Here is a 22,853-nt window from a genome sequence, read left to right as displayed (position 1 = left end):
CGGTTCAGGAGAAATCGGGGCGACGCTTCTCGACGAATGCGTCGACGCCCTCACGACCTTCCGGTGAGGCCGCGGCCGCCGAGACAGAGGCAGATTCGGCATCCAATTGCTCTGCCAGGGTTGCAGATTCGGAGGCCTGGAGCAGTTTCTTGATTCCCTGGTATGCCGACGTGGGCCCGACCGCGAGGGTCCGAGCGAGGCGCTCGGCCTCACTGTCGACGTGGTCGTCGCCGACCAATCGGCTGAGAATTCCGAGACGAACCGCTTCCTCACCATTGATGGTCGAGTCGTTGAGCAACATCTCCATCGCGCGGCCCGAGCCGACTATCCGCGGCAGCGTCCACGACATCGCACCGTCCGGGGTGAAACCGATCGATGGATACGCAGGCCTGAGTTTGGTGGACGGTCCGCCGATGGCGATGTCGGTGAGGCAGACCAGGCTCATACCGGCCCCGGCGGCCCAGCCGTGCACACCCGCCACGATCGGGACCGTCACGGCTGCGAGTTCGCGGACGAAGGCATGGAACGTATCGGCTACCGAACGGACGAAAGCACCGCGATCGGCTGCGTCGGCGAAATCGCGCACGTTGCCGCCTGCGCAGAAATTGGTGCCCCGACCGATGAGTAGAACGCTCCCGATCGCGATCTCACCGGCGTTGACGGAGCGCAGGGTCGAGGTGCCTTCTTCGATGCCCTCGAGGTCGAGCGAGGCACCGCCTGCCTCCGTGGCGACGACGATGCGTAGCACGCCGTCCTCGATGCTGACCTTGCTGGATATGTCGGCTTCGGAATAACTCACGTTGTGCACTCTAATGGACGTCCAACTGTTCGGGCGCACCGACGACTGTGCCCCACCTCCCGATACTGGGGGGCGGGGCACAGTTCTCGCGCGCGATGGAGGCCGTGGAGGAAATCGAAGAGCGAGGCCGAAATCAGCCCCGGACCACCTTGCCTGCTTTCAAGCAGGAGGTGCACACGTTCATGCGCTTGGAGTTACCAGGCGCAACCTGAGCGTGAACGGTCTGGATATTCGGGTTCCAACGACGGTTGGTCCGTCGGTGCGAGTGCGAGACCGACTTACCGAAGCCGGGCCCCTTGGCGCATACGTCGCAGACGGCAGCCATAGTCGCGAACTCCTTGATAGATGTTGATCGATACTTGTGGTCGAAGACATCGAGACGAACTACGAGCAGATGCAAGGATTGCAATGCATGAAGATCGCCTCGAGGCAACCCTGCAAGAATAGCGGCGTCGCACGTAATCACCAAACCGCCACCGCACACGCGCTCGCGCGGTCCTGGACGGCATGCCGAACAATACTGCCCGAGCACGCCGTTGAGCAGTTGATTCTCCGGGGACGCCGTCGCAACGGAGCGTGCGACTCCGCCGCCTCCGTTCATCGGAGGTCGATCGTCCGGTCCGCCCCTGCCCGGCTCTTGCCCGGCTCCTGCCCGCTTTTGCCCGCCCGCCCAGCCTTCCGATCCCGCCCCAGCCCTCCCTGTACCGACCGGTCGTCGCCGAGCGGCGAAGTCCCGGCCGACACCACTAAGCTTCGGGCACTGTCCGCGAGCGGTTGCGGACGTCATATCGGCACGCGATACGGGGGAGGCTGCTCCAGGTGGTCGACGTTCTCGAATCGATCGATTCGGCTGCCCTGCGACAGTGGGCCTATCGATGCGTCGACTCCTTGACTGCACGGTGCGAGGAGATCGACGCACTCAACGTCTTCCCGATTCCCGACTCCGACACCGGCACCAATCTGATGTTCACCTTCCGGGCCGCGGTGGAGTCGATGCGCGCGGCCGGTCCGGCTGCTGACACCGGCGCAGTCGGTCGGGCACTGGCCGTCGGGGCGGTAGCGGGCGCACGAGGTAATTCCGGAGTGATCGTGTCCCAGTTGCTGCGCGCGGTTGCCGAGGCCGCTGCGGACGGCCCGCTGGACACGGTGTCGATCCAGGCCATGTTGCGGCGTGCCACGGTGCTGGTGTCGGGTGCGGTCAGCGTTCCCGCCGAGGGAACGATGCTCACCGTTCTCGCGGCCGCGGATCGTGACGCCTCGGCACATGACGCCAATGTGAGCCTCCCGACACTGGTGGTCGACATCGCCGAGGCCACCGCGCGTGCCCTCGACAGCACGACGGACCAACTCGCCGAACTCCGCGAGGCCGGGGTGGTCGACGCCGGAGCCCTCGGACTCTCGGTCGTCTTCGATGCACTGGTGGAAGTGGTGACCGGCCGCACCCCGCCGCGCAGGCGCTACCGTCGCCCACACGAGCACGAACGATCGCTCGGCGGTGCCGCGTCGAGCGCCGCGAAGCAGGGCGGCGCACCCGAAGTGGTGCAGGTGTTTGCGCCAGGACGACCCCTCGGTTACGAGGTGGTCTACATCGTCCACGACATCGACGATGCGCAGGCGAGCTCCCTTCGCGCAGCTCTGTCCGATCTCGGCGATTCGGTCGTGGTCGCCGGTGACGGATCCGGGGCGTGGTCGGCCCATGTGCATACCACCGATCCGGGCGGTGCGGTCGAAAGCGGCATCGCCATCGGTGCCGTGCGTGGGGTGCGAATCTCGTGCTTCGGTCTGGCTGAGATCGCGACAGGCGCAGGTCCGAAGGCCGACGACGGAGACACCGTGTCGGTGGGCCGAGATATTTTGGCGCTGGTGGCAGGCGACGGTGCCGCGGATCTCTACGTTCAGGAAGGCGCGACGGTGGTGCGGTGCGATGAGCCGATCGACTCCTCGGTGCTGCATCGCGCGATCGTCGGGATGAAGCATCGCGAGGTGTTGGTGTTGCCGAACGGGGCGTTGTCCGCGCACGACCTGGTTGCCGTGGGTGCCGCGGCCCGAGCGGACGGCAAGGATGTGGTGATGCTGCCGTGCTCGGCGATGGTGCAGGGGTTGGCCGCGCTGGCGGTGCACGACGCCGCACGAGCCGCCGTCGACGATGCGTTCACGATGTCCGAGGCAGCAGCAGGCACGAGGTGGGGATCACTGCGGATCGCGCAGCAGCGATCGCTCACGTGGGTGGGCACCTGCGAGCCAGGGGACAGTATCGGTCTGGCCGGGCAGGAGGTGGTGATCGTCTCCGCTCGCCCGCTCGATGCCGGGTGCCGACTGCTCGACCAGCTTCTGGCCACCGGCGGAGAGATGGTCACAGTGCTCGTCGGGGCTCAGGCGTCGGAGAACTTCGGTGCCCAGCTGGCGGAATACGTGACGGGTGCGCATCCGGGAGTCGACGTGGTGGTCTACGCCGGTGGGCAACCGGGGGATCTCGTGCAATTCGGAGTGGAATAGGGAATTTCGGCTATGGCAACGCTGGTGGATCGGCTCGAGGACGTCCTCGGAGCCACGGCGGCGACCCCGCTCGCGGACACGTTCGGTATCAGTACCGTCGAGGATCTGCTGCGGCACTACCCGCACCGGTACATGACGCAGGGCTCCGAACTCGGCGAGAAGGAGCCGCCCGAGGGGGAGCACATCACCATCGTCGCCACGGTGGAGTCCGCGACCCTGCGTTCGATGAAGAATCGCAACGGTCAATTCCTCGCGGTGACCCTCGCCGCCGACGGACAACGGATCGAGGCCACGTTCTTCAGCCCGCACAAGCTCAAACACGTCGTCGTGCCCGGCCGCCGGGGAATGTTCTCCGGCAAGGTGAAGTACTTCGGTAAACGGTGGAATCTGACGCACCCCAGCTATGTGATTCTGGGCGGCGACGACAACGACGGTGCCGTCGTACCGGCAGGGCGGATCGTCGGGGCCGGTGCGCTGGCGGGCCTGGCCCGCGGTGCGGTCGACGCCTCCGGGTCCGTCGATATGTCGGTGTTCGACAGCGCGTTCGTGCCTATCTACCCGGCCACGAAGGACGTCGAGAGCTGGACGTTCATGCGCTGTGTGAAGCAGGTCCTCGACCAACTGGAGGACGTGCGCGACGCCCTGCCCGAGTCGGTACGCCGCGAACGTGGCCTGGTCGATATCGACACCGCGCTGCGGTCGATCCATTTTCCCGGCAGCGTGCAGGACAAGGACTCTGCCCGCGAGCGGCTCAAGTTCGACGAGGCCCTGGCCGTTCAACTCGTCCTCGCCGACCGTCGACGCGATGCGTCCACGCGGTCGGCCTGGCGGTGCCCACCGATCACCGACGGTATTGCAGCCGAGTTCGATCGTCGGTTGCCCTTCGAGTTGACCGCCGGTCAGCACGAAGTTGCCGCCGAGATCGCCAACGATCTGTCGGCGCCGCATCCGATGTCGCGTTTGTTGCAGGGCGAGGTCGGCTCGGGTAAGACGATCGTGGCCTTGCGGGCGATGCTGCAGGTCATCGACGCGGGCCATCAATGTGCGCTGTTGGCACCCACGGAGGTGCTGGCATCCCAGCACGCACGGTCGATTCGCGCGATGCTCGGGTCTCTCGCTGCCGGTGGCGAACTCGGATCGCACGAGCTGGCGACCAAAGTCGCTCTGTTGACCGGGTCGATGTCCACTGCGGCCAAGAGATCCGCGTTGCTCGAGGCCGTGACCGGCGACGCCGGAATCGTGATCGGTACTCACGCGCTCATCGAGGATCGGGTGGAGTTCTTCGATCTCGCCATGGTCGTCGTGGACGAGCAGCATCGGTTCGGCGTGGAGCAACGAGATGCGTTGCGGGCGAAGGCGCGTGAGAACACCAGTCCGCATCTGCTGGTGATGACGGCAACACCGATCCCGCGCACCATCGCGATGTCCACGCTCGGCGATCTCGAAACCTCGGTGCTGACCGAACTACCGCGCGGCCGATCGCCCATCATCAGCAACGTGGTCCCGGCCAGAACCAAACCGGCGTGGGTGGACAGAGCGTGGCAGCGAATTCGTGAGGAAGTGTCGGCCGGACGGCAGGCATACGTAGTGTGCTCACGCATCGGCGACGACGAGGACGCAGAGACCGGAAAGAAGAACAGTTCGGGAAAGAAGGGCGCGACATCGGAGGACGGCCCGGAGACCACGGCCGCACTCGACCTGTACGAGACACTCTCCGCCGGTCCGATGCACGATCTGCGAGTGGGGCTGTTGCACGGACGGCTGCCCGGGGACGACAAGGACATCACGATGTCGGAGTTCAACTCGGGTGAGATCGACGTCCTCGTCTGTACGACGGTGGTCGAAGTGGGAGTCGATGTTCCCAATGCCACGGTCATGGTGATCATGGACGCCGACCGATTTGGCGTGAGCCAATTGCACCAGTTGCGAGGCCGGATCGGCCGGGGCGGGCACCAGGGGCTGTGCATCATGATCAGCTATCTCAGTCCTGTGGGCGGCTCCTTCGCCCGGCTCGAGGCGGTGGCCGCCACCAACGACGGCTTCGAGTTGGCCAAGTTGGATCTCGCCACCCGCCGAGAGGGTGACGTTCTCGGGGCCGCGCAGTCCGGTACGGTCTCCGGCCTTCGGCTGCTCTCGTTCATCGACGACGAGGAGATCATCGCCGATGCGCACGACTGTGCACGATCGTTGTTGGCGCAGGACCCGTCTCTGGCGAACAATCCCGGCATCGCGTCGATGATGAGATCGGCCTGGCGATCCGATCGGGTGGACTATTTGCAGAAGTCCTGAACGGCCGCGTCGACGCACTGCACCGTTTCAGTCGGCGAATTCGAGCAAATTGTCCCGCATCGTGGGATCAGTTCGCCTCGGAGGCGCACGCTGCCAGGTAGGTTGAGCCAATGTTCTCCAAAGTTTTGGTTGCCAACCGCGGTGAGATCGCTGTCCGCGCCTTCCGCGCCTCCTACGAACTCGGTGCCTCGACCGTGGCGGTGTTCCCGTTCGAGGACCGGAACTCGGTGCACCGGACGAAGGCCGACGAGGCATATCAGATCGGGGAGAAGGGGCACCCCGTACGCGCGTATCTCTCGGTCGACGAGATTGTCGCCGCAGCAAAGCGGAGCGGTGCCGACGCGGTGTACCCCGGCTACGGATTCCTTTCCGAGAACCCGGATCTGGCTGCCGCATGCGCCGAGGCGGGCATCACCTTCGTCGGCCCGTCCGCGGATGTTCTCGAACTGACCGGTAACAAGGCCCGGGCGATCGCCGCGGCGAAGGCGGCAGGGCTTCCGGTGCTGGCGTCCTCGGAGCCCTCCTCCGATATCGACGCGCTCGTCGCGGAATCGGAGTCGATGACCTTCCCGCTGTTCGTCAAGGCGGTGGCGGGCGGCGGTGGTCGCGGTATGCGCCGGGTGGCCGAACCCGAACAGCTGCGTGAGGCGATCGAAGCTGCTGCGCGCGAGGCGGAGTCGGCCTTCGGTGATCCGACGGTATTCCTCGAGCAGGCCGTGATCGATCCCCGGCACATCGAGGTTCAGATCCTCGCCGACGGCGAGGGCAATGTGGTGCACCTGTTCGAGCGAGACTGCAGCGTCCAGCGTCGGCACCAGAAGGTCATCGAATTGGCTCCGGCGCCGAATCTGCCCGCAGAACTACGGGAGAGGATATGCGCGGACGCCGTCGCGTTCGCCAAACAGATCAACTACTCGTGCGCCGGTACCGTCGAGTTCCTTCTCGACACCCGCGGCAATCACGTCTTCATCGAGATGAATCCTCGAATTCAGGTGGAGCACACCGTCACCGAAGAGGTCACCGATGTGGACCTGGTGCAGTCCCAGCTGCGGATCGCCTCGGGGGAGACGCTGTCGGATCTCGGCCTTCGGCAGGAGGACATCGTGCTGCGCGGTGCGGCGTTGCAATGCCGCATCACCACCGAGGATCCGGCGAACGGATTTCGACCGGACGTCGGACGCATCACTGCATACCGCACCCCGGGTGGTGCGGGGGTGCGCCTGGACGGGGGCACCGCACTCGGCGCGGAGGTCGGAGCGTACTTCGATTCCATGCTGGTCAAGCTCACGTGCCGTGGTCGTGATTTCGACACAGCAGTGGCGCGGGCCCGACGAGCGGTGGCGGAGTTCAGAATTCGCGGTGTCGCAACGAACATTCCGTTCCTGCAAGCGGTTCTGGTGGACCCGGACTTCACGGCCGGGCGGGTCACCACCTCGTTCATCGAGGAGCGTCCGGAACTTCTGACCTCTCGTTCCTCGGGTGACCGGGGTACCAAGATCCTCACCTATCTGGCCGATGTGACGGTCAACAAGCCGCACGGCGAGCGTCCGTCATCGGTGTACCCGCACGACAAGCTCCCCGAGGTCGATTTCTCGGCACCGATCCCGGACGGTTCGCGTCAGCGACTGCTCGCCCTCGGACCCGAGGGTTTCGCCCGCGATCTGCGCAATCAGAAGGCGCTCGGCGTCACCGACACCACGTTCCGTGACGCGCACCAGTCGTTGCTCGCGACGCGAGTCCGTACGAGCGGGCTGCTCGGGGTCGCCCCGTATGTGGCGCGCACGACGCCGCAGTTGCTCTCGATCGAGGCGTGGGGAGGTGCCACCTACGACGTGGCACTGCGATTCCTGCACGAGGATCCGTGGGAGAGGCTGGCAAGCCTGCGAGAGGCCGTGCCCAACATCGCAATTCAGATGTTGCTGCGCGGCAGGAACACAGTGGGATACACCCCGTATCCGGAGAAGGTGACCCGCAGTTTCGTCGCCGAGGCCACCGACACCGGCATCGACATCTTCCGGATCTTCGACGCCCTGAACAACGTGGACCAGATGCGACCGGCGATCGATGCGGTGCGCGAGACCGGAACCGCACTCGCCGAGGTGGCGCTGAGTTACACCGGCGACCTGTCGAACCCGAACGAGAACCTGTACACCCTCGACTACTACCTGAAGTTGGCAGAGCAGATCGTCGATGCAGGCGCACACGTTCTCGCCATCAAGGACATGGCCGGTCTACTGCGCGCTCCCGCGGCCAAGACCTTGGTGACGGCGCTTCGGTCGAACTTCGATCTACCCGTGCACGTGCACACCCACGACACACCCGGCGGACAGTTGGCCACCTATCTGGCGGCGTGGGAGGCAGGCGCGGACGCCGTCGACGGCGCCAGTGCGGCGATGGCAGGAACCACCAGTCAGCCTGCGCTGTCGGCGATCGTCGCAGCGGCGGCCCACACCGAACGAGATACCGGCCTCGATCTGCGGGCCGTCTGCGATCTCGAGCCGTACTGGGAAGCGGTGCGAAAGGTGTACGCGCCGTTCGAGTCCGGGCTGCCGGCACCGACGGGCCGCGTCTACACCCATGAGATTCCCGGTGGTCAGCTCTCGAATCTGCGGCAGCAAGCCATTTCGCTCGGACTCGGTGACCGTTTCGAGACGGTCGAGGCCAATTACGCTGCGGCAGATCGCATGCTCGGTCGCCTGACCAAGGTGACTCCGAGCTCGAAGGTGGTCGGGGATCTGGCCCTGGCCCTCGTCGGGGCGGGAGCGACCGCGGAGGAGTTCGCCGAGAACCCCGGTCGCTACGACATCCCCGATTCGGTGATCGGATTCCTGCGTGGGGACCTCGGCACGCCGGCGGCCGGATGGCCGGAACCGTTGCGGACCAAGGCATTGGAGGGTCGCGGCGCGGGCAAGCCGGTCACACCGCTGACCGAGGAGGACGAGAAGTGCCTCGACGGCACGTCGGCTCAGCGCCGCGAGACCCTCAACCGACTGCTGTTCCCCGGCCCCACAGCCGAACTCGCTGCACACCGTGAGAAGTACGGCGATACGACGCGGCTGTCGGCCAACCAGTTCTTCTACGGCCTGCGTCAAGGCGACGAGCATCGAGTCGCGCTGGAGAAGGGAGTCGAGCTGCTCATCGGTCTCGAAGCGATCTCCGATCCCGACGAGCGCGGGATGCGTACCGTCATGTGCATCCTCAACGGACAGTTGCGGCCGGTGTCGGTGCGTGATCGGTCCATCTCGAGTGAGGTGCCGACGGTCGAGAAGGCGGATCGGTCGAACTCCGGGCACATCCCGGCTCCGTTCGCTGGCGTGGTCACGCTGTCGGTCGAAGAGGGTCAGAAGATCTCGGCCGGTGACACGATCGCGACGATCGAGGCGATGAAGATGGAGGCTGCGATCACGGCTCCGCGTGGAGGCTCGGTGACCCGGCTGGCGATCTCGGGTGTGCAGCAGGTCGAGGGCGGAGATCTCCTCGTTGTCGTCGGCGGGGGGTCGACGGGCGAAGAGGCCGGGAGCGAATGACGCGGATAGTGGCGGGTGTGGCCGGAGGTCGACGGTTGTCGGTACCCGGCCAGGGCACCCGCCCCACCTCCGAGCGGGTACGGGAGGCGCTGTTCAGTTCGCTCGAGAGTCGGATGGAGCTCGACGGCGCTGCAGTACTGGACCTGTTCGCAGGATCGGGCGCGTTGGGGCTGGAGGCCCTGTCGCGTGGAGCGTCCTCGGCGGTGTTGGTCGAGTCCGACGCACGAGCAGCTGCCGTGGTGCGCAGGAACATCGATTCGGTGGGTTTGCCGGGTGCTTCGGTCCGGTGCGCGCCGGTGGCGTCCGTGCTGGCGGGGGCGGCCGATGCGGCATACGACCTGGTACTGGCCGACCCTCCGTACGCCGTCACCGACACAGCGGTGGCCGGGCTGCTCGACAGGCTCGTCACTGGGGGCTGGCTCGCATCCGACGCGGTTGTCGTGCTCGAGCGGTCGTCACGTTCGCCGGAGACCGAATGGCCGAGCGGTCTGGTGCCGGAGAAGTCGAAGCGGTACGGGGAGAGTCGAATCGAGATCGCGGTATGCACGGGTTGAGCCTGCGGGGCGAGCAGACGGTACGACCTGCCTCTGGGCAGGCTGATAGGTTTCGGTCATGACTGGCGCTCTGTGTCCTGGATCCTTCGACCCGGTGACCATCGGGCACCTCGACATCTTCGAGCGCGCCTCTGCCGCATTCGACGAGGTGGTCGTGACGGTGATGGTGAACAAGAGCAAAAAGGGAATGTTCAGCATCGAGGAGCGGATCGAGATGCTCGAGGTCGCAACGGAGCATCTGCCCAATGTCAGGGTCGGCTCGTGGTACGGACTGCTCGTCGATTACGCGCGGCAAGAAGGCTTTTCGGCGATCGTAAAGGGGTTGCGCAGCGCCAACGATTTCGACTACGAGTTGCAGATGGCGCAGATGAACCGCACGTTGACCGGTGTGGACACACTGTTCCTGCCTGCCAATCCTGCCCACAGCTTCCTGTCGAGTTCGTTGGTCAAGGAGGTCGCGACGTTCGGGGGAGACGTGACCGGAATGCTTCCGCCTTTCGTTCAGGATCGATTGGTCGCTCGCATCGCCGAGCGGGCAGCAGAGTAGTTCGGCGGGCGACACACCGGGCCGGTATAGCGAAGACACGCGCCTGGGCAGGCAGACTGATCAGCGCAGCACTGTGTGTCTCGGCCGCTCCGTGGTCGATCCGCGCAGTGGCAGATTCGACGATTGGGGTAACCGGTGTACCGCGTATTCGAGGCGCTCGACGAACTCGTCGCCATTGTCGAGGAGGCGCGCGGCGTTCCGATGACGGCCGGGTGCGTCGTCCCTCGTGGCGACGTTCTGGAACTGCTCGACGATGTTCGTGACGCCATCCCCGGAGAGCTCGACGATGCTCAGGACGTGCTCGATCATCGAGACAAGCTGGTGGGCGATGCCAGGGCGACGGCGGAGAAGACGGTCGGTACCGCGAACGCCGAAGCGCAGGACACCGTCGAGAACGCTCGTGACTCTGCCGATCGAATTCTCGCCGACGCCAAAGCGCAGGCAGATCGCATGGTCTCCGAGGCATCGGCCCACGCCGAGCAACTCGTATCCGACGCCGAGGCGGAAGCCGAGCGCACGGTGCTCGAAGGCCAGCGCGAGTACGAGGCGCTGACGGTTCGGGCTCGCACCGAGGCCGACCGCATGATCGAGTCGGGTGAGGCGTCGTACGAGAGGTCGGTAGCCGACGGCACCGCCGAACAGAACCGATTGGTATCGCAGACCGAGGTGGTGCAGTCCGCGCACGCCGAGTCGGCTCGCGTGATCGACGCCGCCCACGCCGAATCCGATCGAATGCGCAGTGAGTGCGATGTGTACGTGGACACCAAACTCGCGGAGTTCGAGGAGTTCCTCAGCGGCACGATTCGTTCGGTCGGACGTGGCCGCCAGCAACTGCGCACCGGCTCCGGGGTTCCGGAATACGGCAGCGAACCGTACGGCGAAGCCGCATACGGCGGCCAGGACGGTCGTCGCAGCCGACACTGAGTGGTAGTGATTTGCCCTCGTATGCACGCATGCGTATCGTTGTGGGGTTGCTTACCGACAGTAGGTACATCGACAGTGAGGAAGATCAGCCGTGCCCCCGCCCCAGAGAACGACCCGTCCTGAATTGGACGATGGATTCGTTCTGGACATTCTCAACCTCGGTCGTCGCCCCGGGTCGACGAAGACGGTCGAGCGGACGGTGTCGGCTCCTTCCCGAATCGGCCTCGATGCGATCGCGATCGAAGCCGGTGTGCCGGTGTCGCTCGACCTGCAATTGCAGGCGGTGTCCGAGGGCGTTCTCGTCACCGGTCCCGTACGAGCTGCCACGGCCGGCGAGTGCACACGGTGCCTCGATCCGGTCAGCGGCACCGTCGAGGTCTACCTCACCGAGCTGTTCGCTTACCCGAACAGCATCACCGAGGAGACCACCGATGCGGACGAGATTCACCGCATCGCCGACGACCTGATAGATCTCGAACCCGTCATTGTCGACGCGGTCGGTCTGGAGCTTCCACTCCACCCCGTCTGCAGCGACGAGTGCGAGGGATTGTGCCCAGAATGCGGCGTTCGCCTGGCGATTGCTGAATCCGGCCACAGTCACGATACAATTGATCCTCGCTGGGCTGGTCTTGCAGCTAAATTTGGCGTGGATTCAGAACCGAGCACAGAACTTGTGAACAACGAAGCCGAGGAGAAGTAAGTGGCTGTCCCGAAGCGCAAAATGTCGCGTTCCAACACGAGGTCGCGTCGTGCACAGTGGAAAACCACTGCGCCGACCCTCGTGACGTGCCCCAACCGTGGTTGCGGTGAGAAGACCTTGCCCCACATCGCGTGCCCCTCGTGCGGCACCTACAAGGGCCGCCAGGTCGTCGCAGCGGTCTGACTTCCGCTTTCGTGACCAACGAGGTAGTGGATCAGCACAACAGCGGTTCACAGACGAATAGTTCTACTGCCGACGGCGGCGGGGACGACCGAGAGTCGCTCCTCGCCGCCATCGGTGTTTCCCTGTCGGAGCCGCTGTTGACTCTGGCTCTGACCCATAGGTCGTTCGCATACGAGCACGGGGGCCTTCCGACCAACGAGCGACTCGAGTTCCTCGGCGATTCGGTCCTCGGCCTCGCGGTCACCGAACATCTGTATGCGGTTCACCCCACCAAGTCCGAGGGTCAGCTGGCGAAGATTCGGGCGAGCGTGGTCAACATGCATGCCCTCGCCGAGGTCGCCCGCGGTCTCGGCGACGGCGGACTGGGCCGCCACTTGCTGCTGGGCAAAGGGGAGGAACAGACCGGCGGACGCGACAAGCCGAGCATCCTCGCCGACGGCATGGAATCGTTGCTGGGTGCAGTTCATCTGCAACACGGCATCGACGTGGCACGGACCGTCGTCCTGTCGCTCTTCGCTGGACTGCTCGATCGCGCCCCGAAGCTCGGGGCAGGTTTGGACTGGAAGACGAGCCTGCAGGAGTTGACTGCAGAGCGCGGACTCGGCGTCCCCTCGTATGCAATCGAATCGACCGGGCCGGATCACGACAAGGAATTCACGGCGACCGTGTTGGTCGGCGAATCGCCCCTGGGCGTCGGCATCGGTCGGTCGAAGAAAGAAGCCGAGCAGAAGGCTGCCAGCTTGGCGTGGAATGCGCTGTCGAACAACGACACCGACGTTTCGACCGAATCCGCCACCGAACCTTCCTGATGCCCGAACTGCCCGAAGTCGAGGTCGTTCGGCTCGGCTTGGAATCGCACGTCGTGGGTAGGGCCATGCGCACTGTCGACGTGCTGCACCCACGCGCCGTGCGGCGACACGACCTCGGCGGCCAAGACCTGATCGGTCAACTCCGAGGGCAACGCATCTCGTCCGCGCAGCGACGGGGGAAGTACCTGTGGCTGGTGATGGAACCCGGTGACTTCGCGACCGTCGTGCATCTCGGCATGAGCGGACAGATGCTGGTGCAGCCGCCGAGCGCGCCGGACGAGAAACACTTGCGGATTCGTGCGCGGCTCGACGACGGCAACGATCTACGCTTCGTGGACCAGCGAACCTTCGGCGGGTGGGCACTCGCCCCGATCGTGACGGTGGACGGCACACCGGTACCGGAACCGGTGGCGCACATCGCGCGCGACCCGATCGATCCGCTGTTCGACGCCGAATCGGTAGTGAACGTATTGCGCGGCAAGCACACCGAGATCAAGCGGGCACTGCTCGATCAGACTGTGCTCTCCGGGGTGGGCAACATCTACGCAGACGAGGCGCTGTGGCGGGCGAAGATTCACGGCAACCGCATCGCAGAAACGCTGACCCGGCCGGCCCTTCGTCGACTGCTCACCGCCGTCCACGCGGTGATGGGAGAGGCGCTGGCACAGGGCGGAACCTCGTTCGACGCGCTGTACGTCAACGTCAACGGACAATCCGGCTACTTCGATCGTTCCCTCGACGCCTACGGTCAGGAGGGCCTGCCCTGTTCTCGGTGTGGCGCTCCGATCCGGCGCGAGAAGTTCATGAATCGGTCCTCGTTCAGCTGTCCCAGGTGCCAGCCGCGACCCCGACACCTTCGGACATGACAGTCAGCACGTCGTTCCGCAGGCTCCACTCCTGACCGCAATGGTCGTTCCGCAGGCTCCACTCCTGACCGCAATGGTCGTTCCCGCCTAGTATTTCGGTCATGGCAGAACAGAGCACGCCGACCACTCTCTGGGTCGAGCGCACAGGTACCCGTCGCTACACCGGCCGCAGTTCGCGAGGAGCCGAGGTGCTCATCGGGTCCGAGTCGGTCGAGGGCGTCTTCACACCCGGTGAGTTGCTCAAGATCGCGCTCGCCGCATGCACCGGAATGAGTTCGGACGTCCCTCTCTCGCGTCGACTGGGCGATGACTACTCCGCCACCGTCGAGGTCTCCGGTGCCGCCGATCGCGAGAACGAGCTGTATCCGGAACTGAACGAAATTCTCCGAGTCGACCTCAGCGAGATGGACCCCGAGGCTCAGCAGCGACTGCTCACAGTCGTCGAGCGCGCCATCGACCGCGTGTGCACGGTCGGCCGGACACTGAAGGCCGGGACGACGGTCACCTTGGACATCGACGTGGACGCCTGATGAAAGCGGGGGCAGCCGCCGTCGCGGCGGGCCTGGTTCTCGGTGCCTCGGTCGCCCTGTCTCCCACTGCGGAGGCGTCGAGCACCTGCGCTCCATGGTCGGTGAGCACCGTGGCGTCGGGATTCGGGATGCTGGAGAATCTGGAATTCGACGGCAGAGGATCGATGATCGTGTCGGAGACCTCCCCGATCGGGCCTGGGGCACTGCGTACCGTGGCTCCGAACGGAGAACGGGGCACTCTCGTCTCCGGTGTCGAGTCGCCCGGCGGACTGGTACGTGACGGAGACACGTTGTTCTTCGCCACCGGAAACAGAACTGCCGCAGGCCTTCTCGACATGCGGAACGGAACGATCGAGACGATCGATCTCGGCTCCGGGGCCAGGTCGACGTATGCGTCCGGCCTTACCATGCCCAACGGGCTGGCCCGCTCCACCACGGGCGATCTGTTCACCACCCGCAACCTCGGCGGCGGGTCCGGACTCACTCGCATCACCACCGACGGCGCGGGGTCGGTCGGCTCGGTGTCGACGGTGCGTACCGATCTGGGTTCGGCCAACGGTATCGACATCAGCGGCGGAAAAATATACGTGGCCAACACCTTCGATCCGGAAACGACTGTGACCGTGCTCGACGAGAAGGACCCGGCCGGGCCGTCCTCGCGCATTCGCGTCGACGGCATCGGACCGCTCACGATGTCGGACGATCTGACCGTGGCCGATGACGGAACGGTCTATCTCGCACAGAATCTCGCGGGCAGGGTGCTCCGTATCGACCCCGAGACCGGATCGTCCTGCGTGATAGCCACCGGGGTTCCGCTGACCTCGTCGGTTGCTTTCGGCGGGGTCGGATTCGACGAGAAAGCTTTGTACGCCACCAGTTTCGACGGAACCGTCCGGAAGATGAGTCCATCATGACCGACGAACGGCTCACGGCATGGGTGCACGGTCAGGTTCAGGGAGTCGGATTCCGGTGGTGGACTCGCTCGCGCGCGCTCGAACTCGGACTCGTCGGTCACGCGACCAATCACGCGGACGGGCGAGTTCTGGTGACAGCGGAGGGCCCACGCGAGCGACTCGAGGCCCTTCTCGCCTTGCTGCGAGGCGATCGGACCCCGGGCACCGTCACGCTTGTCGTGGAGAGTTGGGACGGCGCCCGCGGAGATCTGACGGGCTTCGTAGAACGCTGATTCCTCACTCGTTTGCGGGAGGCTCGGCGCGCTTACCCGCAGGGTGCCGGTAAAGTACGGACGCTATGTATCTCAAGAGTCTGACGCTCAAGGGCTTCAAGTCCTTTGCTTCGGCGACGACTCTTCGATTCGAGCCGGGAATCACCTGCGTCGTCGGCCCCAATGGCTCGGGCAAATCCAATGTTGTCGATGCCCTGACCTGGGTGATGGGGGAGCAGGGCGCCAAGGCGCTGCGCGGCGGGAAGATGGAAGACGTCATCTTCGCGGGCACCTCGGGTCGAGCGCCCCTCGGTCGGGCCGAGGTCACTTTGACCATCGACAACTCCGACGGTGCGCTGCCGATCGACTACTCCGAGGTATCGATCACCAGGCGGATGTTTCGCGACGGCGCGGGGGAGTACGAGATCAACGGCAGCTCCTGCCGGTTGATGGACGTCCAAGAACTGCTCAGCGATTCCGGTATCGGCCGGGAGATGCACGTCATCGTCGGGCAGGGTCGGCTGGCAGCAATCCTGGAATCTCGCCCCGAGGATCGGCGAGCCTTCATCGAGGAAGCCGCCGGCGTGCTCAAGCACCGCAAGCGCAAGGAAAAGGCGGTCCGCAAGCTCGACGCGATGCAGGCCAATCTTGCTCGGCTGACGGACCTCACGACCGAACTGCGCCGCCAGCTCAAACCACTCGGTCGGCAAGCCGAGGTAGCACGACGCGCGCAGACCGTGCAGGCAGATCTGCGCGACGCTCGGCTGCGGCTGGCGGCCGACGACCTCGTTGCCAGGCGGGAAGAGTTCGCCAGTCAGACCCAGGACGAGGAAGCAGCGCGCGAGCAGTACGCGATGGTGCAGGACGCCCTCGAAGCCGGAACCGTGGCGCTCGGGGAACACGAGCAGGCAGTCGCACGGCTGACACCCAGTGCCGAGGCGGCCGGTCAGACCTGGTTCCGTCTCTCTGCGCTGGCCGAACGCGTGAACGCGACGATACGTGTTGCGCACGAACGAGCCAGGCACCTCGACTCCGTGCAGACCTCCGGACGGGGACAGGACCCGGACGAGCTCGAGGCACAGGCCGAACGCGTCGCAGAAGAAGAGCTGGAACTCGTCGAGGCCGTCGAGATGGCCCGCGAATCCCTCGAGGCCGCACGCGAGCAGCTCGCCGAGCGTGAAGCTGCCGCGTCGGCCGCCGAACAGGCCCACCTCGCCGCTGTCCGTGCGGTCGCCGATCGCCGAGAAGGATTCGCCCGACTGTCCGGCCGGGTCGACACGTTCCGGACGAAGGTCGAGTCGATCGACGCCGAGGTTGCCCGGCTGTCGGTGGCGATCGAGGAGTCTCGGGCGCGTGGCGAGTCGGCCCAGCATGAGTTCGAGAGCGTGCAGGATCAGATCGGCACTCTCGATGCCAGCGAGCTCAGTCTCGACACGCATTACGAGCGGGCAGTGGCCGCGTTGCGGCACGCCGACGCCCGCGTGGCGGAACTGCAGGCGGAGGAACGAACCGCGGGCAAGAAGGTGGCGTCGTTCGAGGCCAGGATCGAAGCGCTCACGATGGGTCTCGAACGCAAGGACGGTGCCGGGTGGTTGGTGGAGAACCAACAGCGAGGGCTGTCGGGTCTGCTCGCCGGGCACCTCACAGTGGAGCCGGGATACGAGATCGCGGTGGCAGTGGCCATGGGCCCTGCGGCCGATGCGGCGCATGCCGAGTCCTTCGATGCCGCGCGTGACGCGGTGCTTGCGCTCCGAGCGTCCGACGGCGGCCGGGCCTCCATCGTGCACAGTAGTTCTGTTGCAGCGCAAAGGAATCGGCGCGACGAGCTGCCCAGTGGTGCGCGGTGGGTTCTCGACCTGATCGACTATCCGGATCGGCTGGCCGGAGCGATGACGGCATTGCTGGACGGGGTGATCGTGGTCGAGTCGCTCGACGACGCGGAGCGGCTCGTCGCCGGCTCGACGGAGCTGCGCGCGATCACGAGAGACGGCGACGTCGTCGAGCCCGGCTGGGTCACCGGTGGATCGGACCGTCGCCCCAGCACTCTCGAAGTGCAGTCCGCGATCGACACGTCGACGGTCGAGTTGGCGGCGGCCGTACGGCGCTCGGAGGAACTCGATGCTGCGCTCTCGGGCGCATTGGCGGAGCAGCGCGACCGGCGCGAGTCGGCGGAACAGGCGCTCGCCGCCCTCAACGAGTCCGACGCCGCGATGGCCGCGGTGTACGAGCAACTGGGCCGACTGGGGCAGCTGGCGCGTTCCGCGCACGCCGAATCGGCGCGATTGACCACCCAACGTAGTGCTGCCGAGGCGAGTCGCGAGGAAGCGGTCGTGCGGCTGGCCGAGCTCGAAGACAATCTGCGCACGGCCGAGGACGAGCAGTCCGGTTTCGCGGGAGATGGCGAGAGCGGTGACGGTGCCACCACCATGGAACGGGAGATGGCGGCAGCGGCACTGACGGAAGTGCGTGCGGTGGAGGTCGAGGCGCGGCTGAACGTGCGGACCGCCGAGGAGCGTGCGCAGTCGGTGCGTGGCCGGGCCGACTCGCTGCGCCGGGCGGCGCGAGCCGAACGTGAGGCAAGGGCGCGAGCCGAACGCGAGAGTGCAGCTCGTCGGCACGCGGCTGCTGTGGCGGCCGCGGTCGGAGAATCGGGGGAGCGGATCGCCGAGCGACTCGCCGACGCTGTCGCCGTCGCGGCCAGAAGGCGCGACGAGCTGTCTGCCGAGAGATCCACCCGCACAATCGAACTCGACAAAGTCAAGGAGCAGGTTCGTGCCCTGCAAGGGCAGCTCGCGTCGATCACCGACGCGGTGCACCGCGACGAGGTCGCCCGCGCGCAGGCTGCCTTGCGGATCGAACAACTCGAGACCACGATTCTCGAACAGCACGGAATCGGACTCGACGATCTCGTTGCCGAGTACGGGCCCGACGTTCCGCTACCGCCGACCGAGCTCGAGATGTCGGAGTACGAAGCGGCCAAGGAACGCGGTGAACAAGTGGTGGCCCCGGCCCCCATGCCGTTCGATCGCGCCACCCAGCAGCAGCGGGTCAAACGTGCCGAACGTGACCTCGCCACTCTCGGCAAGGTGAACCCGCTGGCGCTGGAAGAGTTCGCAGCCCTCGAAGAGCGCTACAACTTCCTGTCCACCCAGCTCGAAGACGTCAAATCCGCACGCAAGGATTTGCTGGGAGTGGTCGCCGACGTCGACGAACGCATCCTGCAGGTCTTCACCGAGGCCTGGCTCGATGTCGAACGGGAATTCACCGGCGTGTTCGCCAAGCTGTTTCCCGGCGGCGAAGGACGGCTGATTCTCACCGATCCCTCGGACATGCTCACCACGGGAATCGAAGTGGAGGCGCGCCCACCCGGAAAGAAAGTGAAGCGATTGTCGCTGCTCTCGGGTGGCGAGAAGTCGCTGACCGCGGTCGCCATGCTCGTGGCCATCTTCCGCGCCAGGCCGTCACCGTTCTATGTGATGGACGAGGTCGAGGCAGCACTCGACGACACCAACCTGCGTCGACTGATCGGCCTGTTCGAACAGCTTCGCGAGAAGTCGCAGCTGATCGTCATCACGCACCAGAAGCCGACGATGGAGGTGGCCGACGCACTCTACGGCGTGAGCATGCGCGGCGACGGCATCACCACCGTCATTTCGCAGCGTCTGAACCGAGAACGCGTCGCCGTCGATGCAACCGAGCCGGACCCGACGCCTCCCGGAACGGAACCGGACGCCGACTTCTGAGCGCTCACTGCTTCGGATAGAGCCGGTCGGAGTAGGACGGTCCGTAGTACTCGCGCAACTCTTCGATCGTCTCGGGTGCCTGCGGGATGAGTGTTCTGGTCAAGGTGGCGACGTCGGGCACGGCCTCGGCAGCCCAGGTCTCGGGCTGCCACAGCTTGGACCGCATGAAAGCCTTGGCGCAGTGGTGGAACACCTGCTCGATATCGACCACCAGGCACAGGATCGGGCGATGACCCTTCACCTGCAGATCGTCGAAGAACGGTGCCTCGGTGACGAGCGACGCTCGACCGTTGATGCGGAGCGTGTCGCCGCGGCCGGGAACAAAGAAATTCAGCCCGACGAACGGGTTCTCGATGATGTTGCGGTAGCCGTCCATCCGGTGGTTGCCCGGTCGTTCGGCGAGCGCGATCGTGGCGTCGTCGAGGACATGGACCAGGCTCCCGGGCGGGTCACCCTTGGGCGAGACGTCGCACCGTCCGCTCGCGTCCGAGGTTCCCACCAGACAGAACGGGGACGCGGCGAGCCACTGCACGTCCAGCGCATGCAGAGTGCGCCGATCCTTGTTGGCCGCTCGATAGCTCGGCTCGCCGAACATCTGCGTCAACTGTTCCGCGTCCCGCACCGTTGCCCACACCATGACCGAGATGGTAGCGATCCGCGCGGCGAAGGAGAACTGCATTTCGCGAGGCAGACCAGCACCGGTGAAGCACCGTCGTGATCGCCTGAGATGATGTCTGTGTGAGTAACCAAGCGTGGATCATCGTTGCGGCGATCGCTGCCGTCCTGCTCGTCGTTCTGGTCGTCGGACTGGTGCTGTCCCGTCGGCGCAGAGTGTCCCTCAAAGCGGACGAGGCGGCGCGGATCGAGGACGCAGCGACCAAGGACAGATCCGGCGGGTACACCGCGGGCAGCGGATTCTCGTTCAGCCAGGGCACGGCCACGGCAGATCCGGTTCGCCCTCGGACTCCGAAACCGGCCGACCGTGCGCCGGTCGAACCTCCGCCCTCAGTTTCTGCTCCGGTCGCTGCCGATCCAGCGTCGCCCGCCTCGGCAGAGGCGGACCGCGTGGGGACCGAGGCCGATGTTCCGGCGATCGAGACGCCGGAAGGCGATGGCGCACCGAGCGACGCCGCGGACACCGCACAGGTACTGCCCGAGCCCGTGGTCTCCGAGCCCGTGGTCTCCGAGCCCGAGGTGCCGGAGCCCGTGGTGCCGGAGCCCGAGCCGGCTGTTCCCGATGCTGCGGAAACGCAGCCCCCTGCCACAGCGGGCCCGGCAGTGTCGCGGTTGGACACCATCGATCCCACCGAGGGGCGGTTGGATCGTCTACGAGGTCGTCTGGCCCGTTCCCAGTCCGCTGTCGGCAAGAGCTTGCTCGGATTGCTCGGCGGCGGAGATCTGGACGAGGATTCCTGGGAAGAGGTCGAGGACACGCTGCTGATCGCCGATATCGGTTCGGCGACCACCGCCGAGATCATGCGCACTCTGCGCGAACAGATGGCGGCGCGCAGTATCCGGACCGAGGCGGACGCCCGGGCGCTGTTGCGCGAGATTCTCGTTGCGCAGCTCCATCCCGAGTTCGATCGTTCGATTCGCGCGCTTCCACACGACGGCACCCCTGCCGTGCTGCTGGTGGTCGGCGTCAACGGGACCGGTAAGACCACGACAACCGGCAAACTCGCTCGCGTGTTGGTTGCGGACGGGCGACGAGTACTGCTCGGTGCCGCCGATACGTTCCGCGCGGCAGCAGCCGACCAGCTGCAGACCTGGGCCGAGCGAGTGGGGGCCGAGGTGGTCCGAGGCAAGGAGGCTGCGGATCCGGCCGCTGTCGCGTTCGACGCAGTGAGCAAGGGAATCGACGGCGGGGTCGACGTGGTTCTGATCGACACCGCGGGCAGGCTGCACACCAAATCGGGTCTGATGGACGAGCTGAGCAAGGTCAAGAGAGTCATCGAGAAGCGCGCCCACGTCGACGACGTCTTGCTCGTTCTGGACGCCACCGTCGGCCAGAACGGGCTCACGCAGGCGCGTGTCTTCGCCGAGATCGTCGACATCACCGGAGTCGTGCTCACCAAGCTCGACGGAACCGCGAAGGGTGGCATCGTCTTTCAGGTTCAGCGTGAGCTCGGGGTGCCCGTCAAACTCGTCGGTCTCGGCGAAGGTGCCGACGATTTGGCACCGTTCGAGCCGGGGGCGTTCGTCGACGCTCTGCTCGGCTGAGTGCATCGATCGGGCTGTCCAAGAACCGGGGAAAAAGCACAAACGCCTGCACGAAACCTTTTTGCAACAGAATTCGGTCATGCGTTCACATGTCCGAAACACCAGAGTGTCACGGATGAAACCTCGTGAAACCACCCTTCTTGCGTAACGGCGCGCCAACCGGTGTGCGGGAGAATGGAGGGTGTACGTGAGTCCCGAGGATATGTTGGCCAACTCCGGCAACGCCGCATGGATGCTGATGGCAGCATCTCTGGTGCTGCTGATGACGCCGGGCTTGGCGTTCTTCTACGGCGGTATGTCGCAGCAGAAGACCGTACTGAACATGATGATGATGTCGTTCGGAGCAATGGCCGTCGTCTCGATCGTCTACTTCCTGTGGGGCTGGTCCATGTCCTACGGAACCCAGGACGTCGGCGGAATCTTCGCCAATCCCTTCGAGTTCTTCGGACTCAAGGATTCGATCACCGATGCGGACGGAAACTACATCGTCGGCGCATCGGGTTACGCCAACATCATCGACGTGGCGTTCCAGGTGACCTTCGCGATCATCACCGTCGCACTGATCAGCGGCTCGATCGCCGGCCGCGTCAAGTACGGCACGTGGCTCGTCTTCTCGGGTATCTGGGTCACCCTGGCGTACTTCCCGCTGGCCCACATGGTCTGGGGCGGCGGACTGCTCTCCGGATCCGAGAACGGCCTCGCGGCAATGATCTTCGGAACCACCGACGACGGTGAGGGTGGGCTCGTCGCCAGCGTGGAACCGATCGACTTCGCCGGTGGCACCGTGGTGCACATCAACGCCGGTATCGCCGGCCTGATTCTGGCGATCATCATCGGCAAGCGCGCAGGCTTCGGCAAGATGGCCTACCGCCCGCACAACCTTCCGTTCGTCATGCTCGGCGCAGCACTGCTGTGGTTCGGCTGGTTCGGATTCAACGCCGGCTCTGCGTTCGCAGCAGACGGCATCGCAGGTCTGGCCTGGGTCAACACCACCGCCGCCACCGCAGCTGCCATCGCGGGCTGGCTCATCACCGAGCGTATTCGCGACGGCCACGCCACCAGCCTCGGTGCCGCCTCGGGCATCGTCGCAGGTCTTGTCGCGATCACTCCGGCAGCAGGTGCACTGACGCCGGTCGGTTCGATGATTCTCGGCGTCATCGCCGGTGTCCTGTCGGCCCTCGCGGTCGGACTGAAATTCAAGTTCGGATACGACGATTCGCTCGACGTCGTGGGCGTGCACCTCGTGGCAGGCCTGTGGGGCACCATCGCCATCGGCTTCCTCGGCTCCGAGACCGGCCTGTTCTACGGCGGAGACTACAAGCAGCTCGTCGTCCAGATCGTCATCGCTCTGGTCGCTCTGATCTTCACCGCCATCGTCACTGCCGTGATCGCCTTCGCGCTCAAGCCTCTCGGCTGGCGCGTGTCGGATGAGGACGAGGCGAACGGTATCGACGAAGCCGAGCACGCTGAGACTGCATATGATTTCGCCTGACAAGGTAGA

19 protein-coding genes are annotated in these 22,853 nt (G+C 65.5%); 16 read left to right on the top strand and 3 right to left on the bottom strand.

Annotated features, from left to right (window positions below; translation table 11 throughout):
• Positions 1 to 4 precede the first annotated feature (4 nt).
• Both ACOQFP_RS15610 and rpmB read right to left on the bottom strand, forming a co-directional pair.
• Positions 5 to 799 (bottom strand): enoyl-CoA hydratase/isomerase family protein, encoded by a 795-nt coding sequence (locus tag ACOQFP_RS15610; protein WP_206490358.1) that lies wholly within the window; start codon positions 797 to 799, stop codon positions 5 to 7.
• A 133-nt stretch (positions 800 to 932) separates the two neighbouring features.
• A complete protein-coding gene (gene rpmB, locus ACOQFP_RS15605) occupies positions 933 to 1,124 on the bottom strand; it encodes a 50S ribosomal protein L28 (protein ID WP_008717389.1) in 192 nt (63 codons plus the stop codon).
• Positions 1,125 to 1,618: 494 nt separating this feature from the next.
• On the opposite strand from rpmB, the gene ACOQFP_RS15600 reads away from it, so the two are divergent.
• The 14 genes from ACOQFP_RS15600 (at position 1,619) to smc (ending at position 19,132) form a co-directional block, all read left to right on the top strand.
• The gene (locus tag ACOQFP_RS15600; RefSeq protein ID WP_206490360.1) at positions 1,619 to 3,295 is read left to right on the top strand and encodes a DAK2 domain-containing protein; all 1,677 of its coding nucleotides are present in this window, start codon (positions 1,619 to 1,621) and stop codon (positions 3,293 to 3,295) included.
• Positions 3,296 to 3,307: 12 nt separating this feature from the next.
• The gene (recG, locus tag ACOQFP_RS15595; RefSeq protein ID WP_421584824.1) at positions 3,308 to 5,584 is read left to right on the top strand and encodes an ATP-dependent DNA helicase RecG; all 2,277 of its coding nucleotides are present in this window, start codon (positions 3,308 to 3,310) and stop codon (positions 5,582 to 5,584) included.
• Positions 5,585 to 5,694: 110 nt separating this feature from the next.
• Positions 5,695 to 9,111: a pyruvate carboxylase gene (locus tag ACOQFP_RS15590; protein ID WP_206490363.1), complete on the top strand. Its 3,417-nt coding sequence runs from the start codon at positions 5,695 to 5,697 to the stop codon at positions 9,109 to 9,111.
• Complete coding sequence (gene rsmD / locus ACOQFP_RS15585; protein ID WP_341245201.1) at positions 9,108 to 9,665, top strand: 16S rRNA (guanine(966)-N(2))-methyltransferase RsmD; 558 nt, start codon at positions 9,108 to 9,110, stop codon at positions 9,663 to 9,665. Before ACOQFP_RS15590 ends, rsmD begins: the two co-directional genes overlap by 4 nt.
• Before the next feature lie 58 nt (positions 9,666 to 9,723).
• A complete protein-coding gene (coaD, locus tag ACOQFP_RS15580; protein ID WP_421584823.1) occupies positions 9,724 to 10,212 on the top strand; it encodes a pantetheine-phosphate adenylyltransferase in 489 nt (162 codons plus the stop codon).
• Positions 10,213 to 10,347: 135 nt separating this feature from the next.
• Positions 10,348 to 11,136, top strand: a complete 789-nt coding sequence (locus ACOQFP_RS15575; RefSeq protein WP_206490366.1) for a DivIVA domain-containing protein — start codon at positions 10,348 to 10,350, stop codon at positions 11,134 to 11,136.
• 91 nt (positions 11,137 to 11,227) lie between these two features.
• Complete coding sequence (locus tag ACOQFP_RS15570; protein ID WP_206490368.1) at positions 11,228 to 11,836, top strand: YceD family protein; 609 nt, start codon at positions 11,228 to 11,230, stop codon at positions 11,834 to 11,836.
• On the top strand, positions 11,837 to 12,019 hold the full coding sequence (gene rpmF, locus ACOQFP_RS15565; protein WP_032397784.1) for a 50S ribosomal protein L32: 183 nt from the start codon (positions 11,837 to 11,839) through the stop codon (positions 12,017 to 12,019).
• A 26-nt stretch (positions 12,020 to 12,045) separates the two neighbouring features.
• A complete protein-coding gene (gene rnc, locus ACOQFP_RS15560; RefSeq protein WP_206490641.1) occupies positions 12,046 to 12,828 on the top strand; it encodes a ribonuclease III in 783 nt (260 codons plus the stop codon).
• Entirely contained in the window at positions 12,828 to 13,694 is an 867-nt protein-coding gene (gene mutM, locus ACOQFP_RS15555; RefSeq protein WP_421584822.1) for a bifunctional DNA-formamidopyrimidine glycosylase/DNA-(apurinic or apyrimidinic site) lyase, read from the top strand. Before rnc ends, mutM begins: the two co-directional genes overlap by 1 nt.
• A 101-nt stretch (positions 13,695 to 13,795) precedes the next feature.
• Positions 13,796 to 14,224 (top strand): OsmC family protein, encoded by a 429-nt coding sequence (locus ACOQFP_RS15550; RefSeq protein ID WP_421584821.1) that lies wholly within the window; start codon positions 13,796 to 13,798, stop codon positions 14,222 to 14,224.
• The gene (locus ACOQFP_RS15545) at positions 14,224 to 15,138 is read left to right on the top strand and encodes an SMP-30/gluconolactonase/LRE family protein (protein ID WP_421584820.1); all 915 of its coding nucleotides are present in this window, start codon (positions 14,224 to 14,226) and stop codon (positions 15,136 to 15,138) included. The genes ACOQFP_RS15550 and ACOQFP_RS15545 overlap by 1 nt, the downstream gene beginning before the upstream one ends.
• A complete protein-coding gene (locus tag ACOQFP_RS15540; RefSeq protein ID WP_421584819.1) occupies positions 15,135 to 15,410 on the top strand; it encodes an acylphosphatase in 276 nt (91 codons plus the stop codon). The genes ACOQFP_RS15545 and ACOQFP_RS15540 overlap by 4 nt, the downstream gene beginning before the upstream one ends.
• Positions 15,411 to 15,475: 65 nt before the next feature.
• Positions 15,476 to 19,132: a chromosome segregation protein SMC gene (gene smc / locus ACOQFP_RS15535; protein WP_421584818.1), complete on the top strand. Its 3,657-nt coding sequence runs from the start codon at positions 15,476 to 15,478 to the stop codon at positions 19,130 to 19,132.
• A 4-nt stretch (positions 19,133 to 19,136) separates the two neighbouring features.
• Here the strand turns inward: smc and ACOQFP_RS15530 are convergent, their stop codons facing one another.
• A complete protein-coding gene (locus ACOQFP_RS15530) occupies positions 19,137 to 19,769 on the bottom strand; it encodes an MSMEG_1061 family FMN-dependent PPOX-type flavoprotein (RefSeq protein WP_341245374.1) in 633 nt (210 codons plus the stop codon).
• Positions 19,770 to 19,870: 101 nt separating this feature from the next.
• Between ACOQFP_RS15530 and ftsY the strand changes: the two genes are divergently transcribed.
• Both ftsY and ACOQFP_RS15520 read left to right on the top strand, forming a co-directional pair.
• Complete coding sequence (ftsY, locus tag ACOQFP_RS15525; protein WP_421584817.1) at positions 19,871 to 21,352, top strand: signal recognition particle-docking protein FtsY; 1,482 nt, start codon at positions 19,871 to 19,873, stop codon at positions 21,350 to 21,352.
• A gap of 202 nt (positions 21,353 to 21,554) precedes the next feature.
• Positions 21,555 to 22,844: an ammonium transporter gene (locus tag ACOQFP_RS15520; RefSeq protein ID WP_206490642.1), complete on the top strand. Its 1,290-nt coding sequence runs from the start codon at positions 21,555 to 21,557 to the stop codon at positions 22,842 to 22,844.
• Positions 22,845 to 22,853: the final 9 nt, after the last annotated feature.

The organism is Rhodococcus sp. MALMAid1271 (assembly GCF_049195265.1).
In the GTDB taxonomy this organism is placed as follows: domain Bacteria; phylum Actinomycetota; class Actinomycetes; order Mycobacteriales; family Mycobacteriaceae; genus Rhodococcoides.
This window is presented reverse-complemented; position numbering and strand designations above follow the sequence as displayed.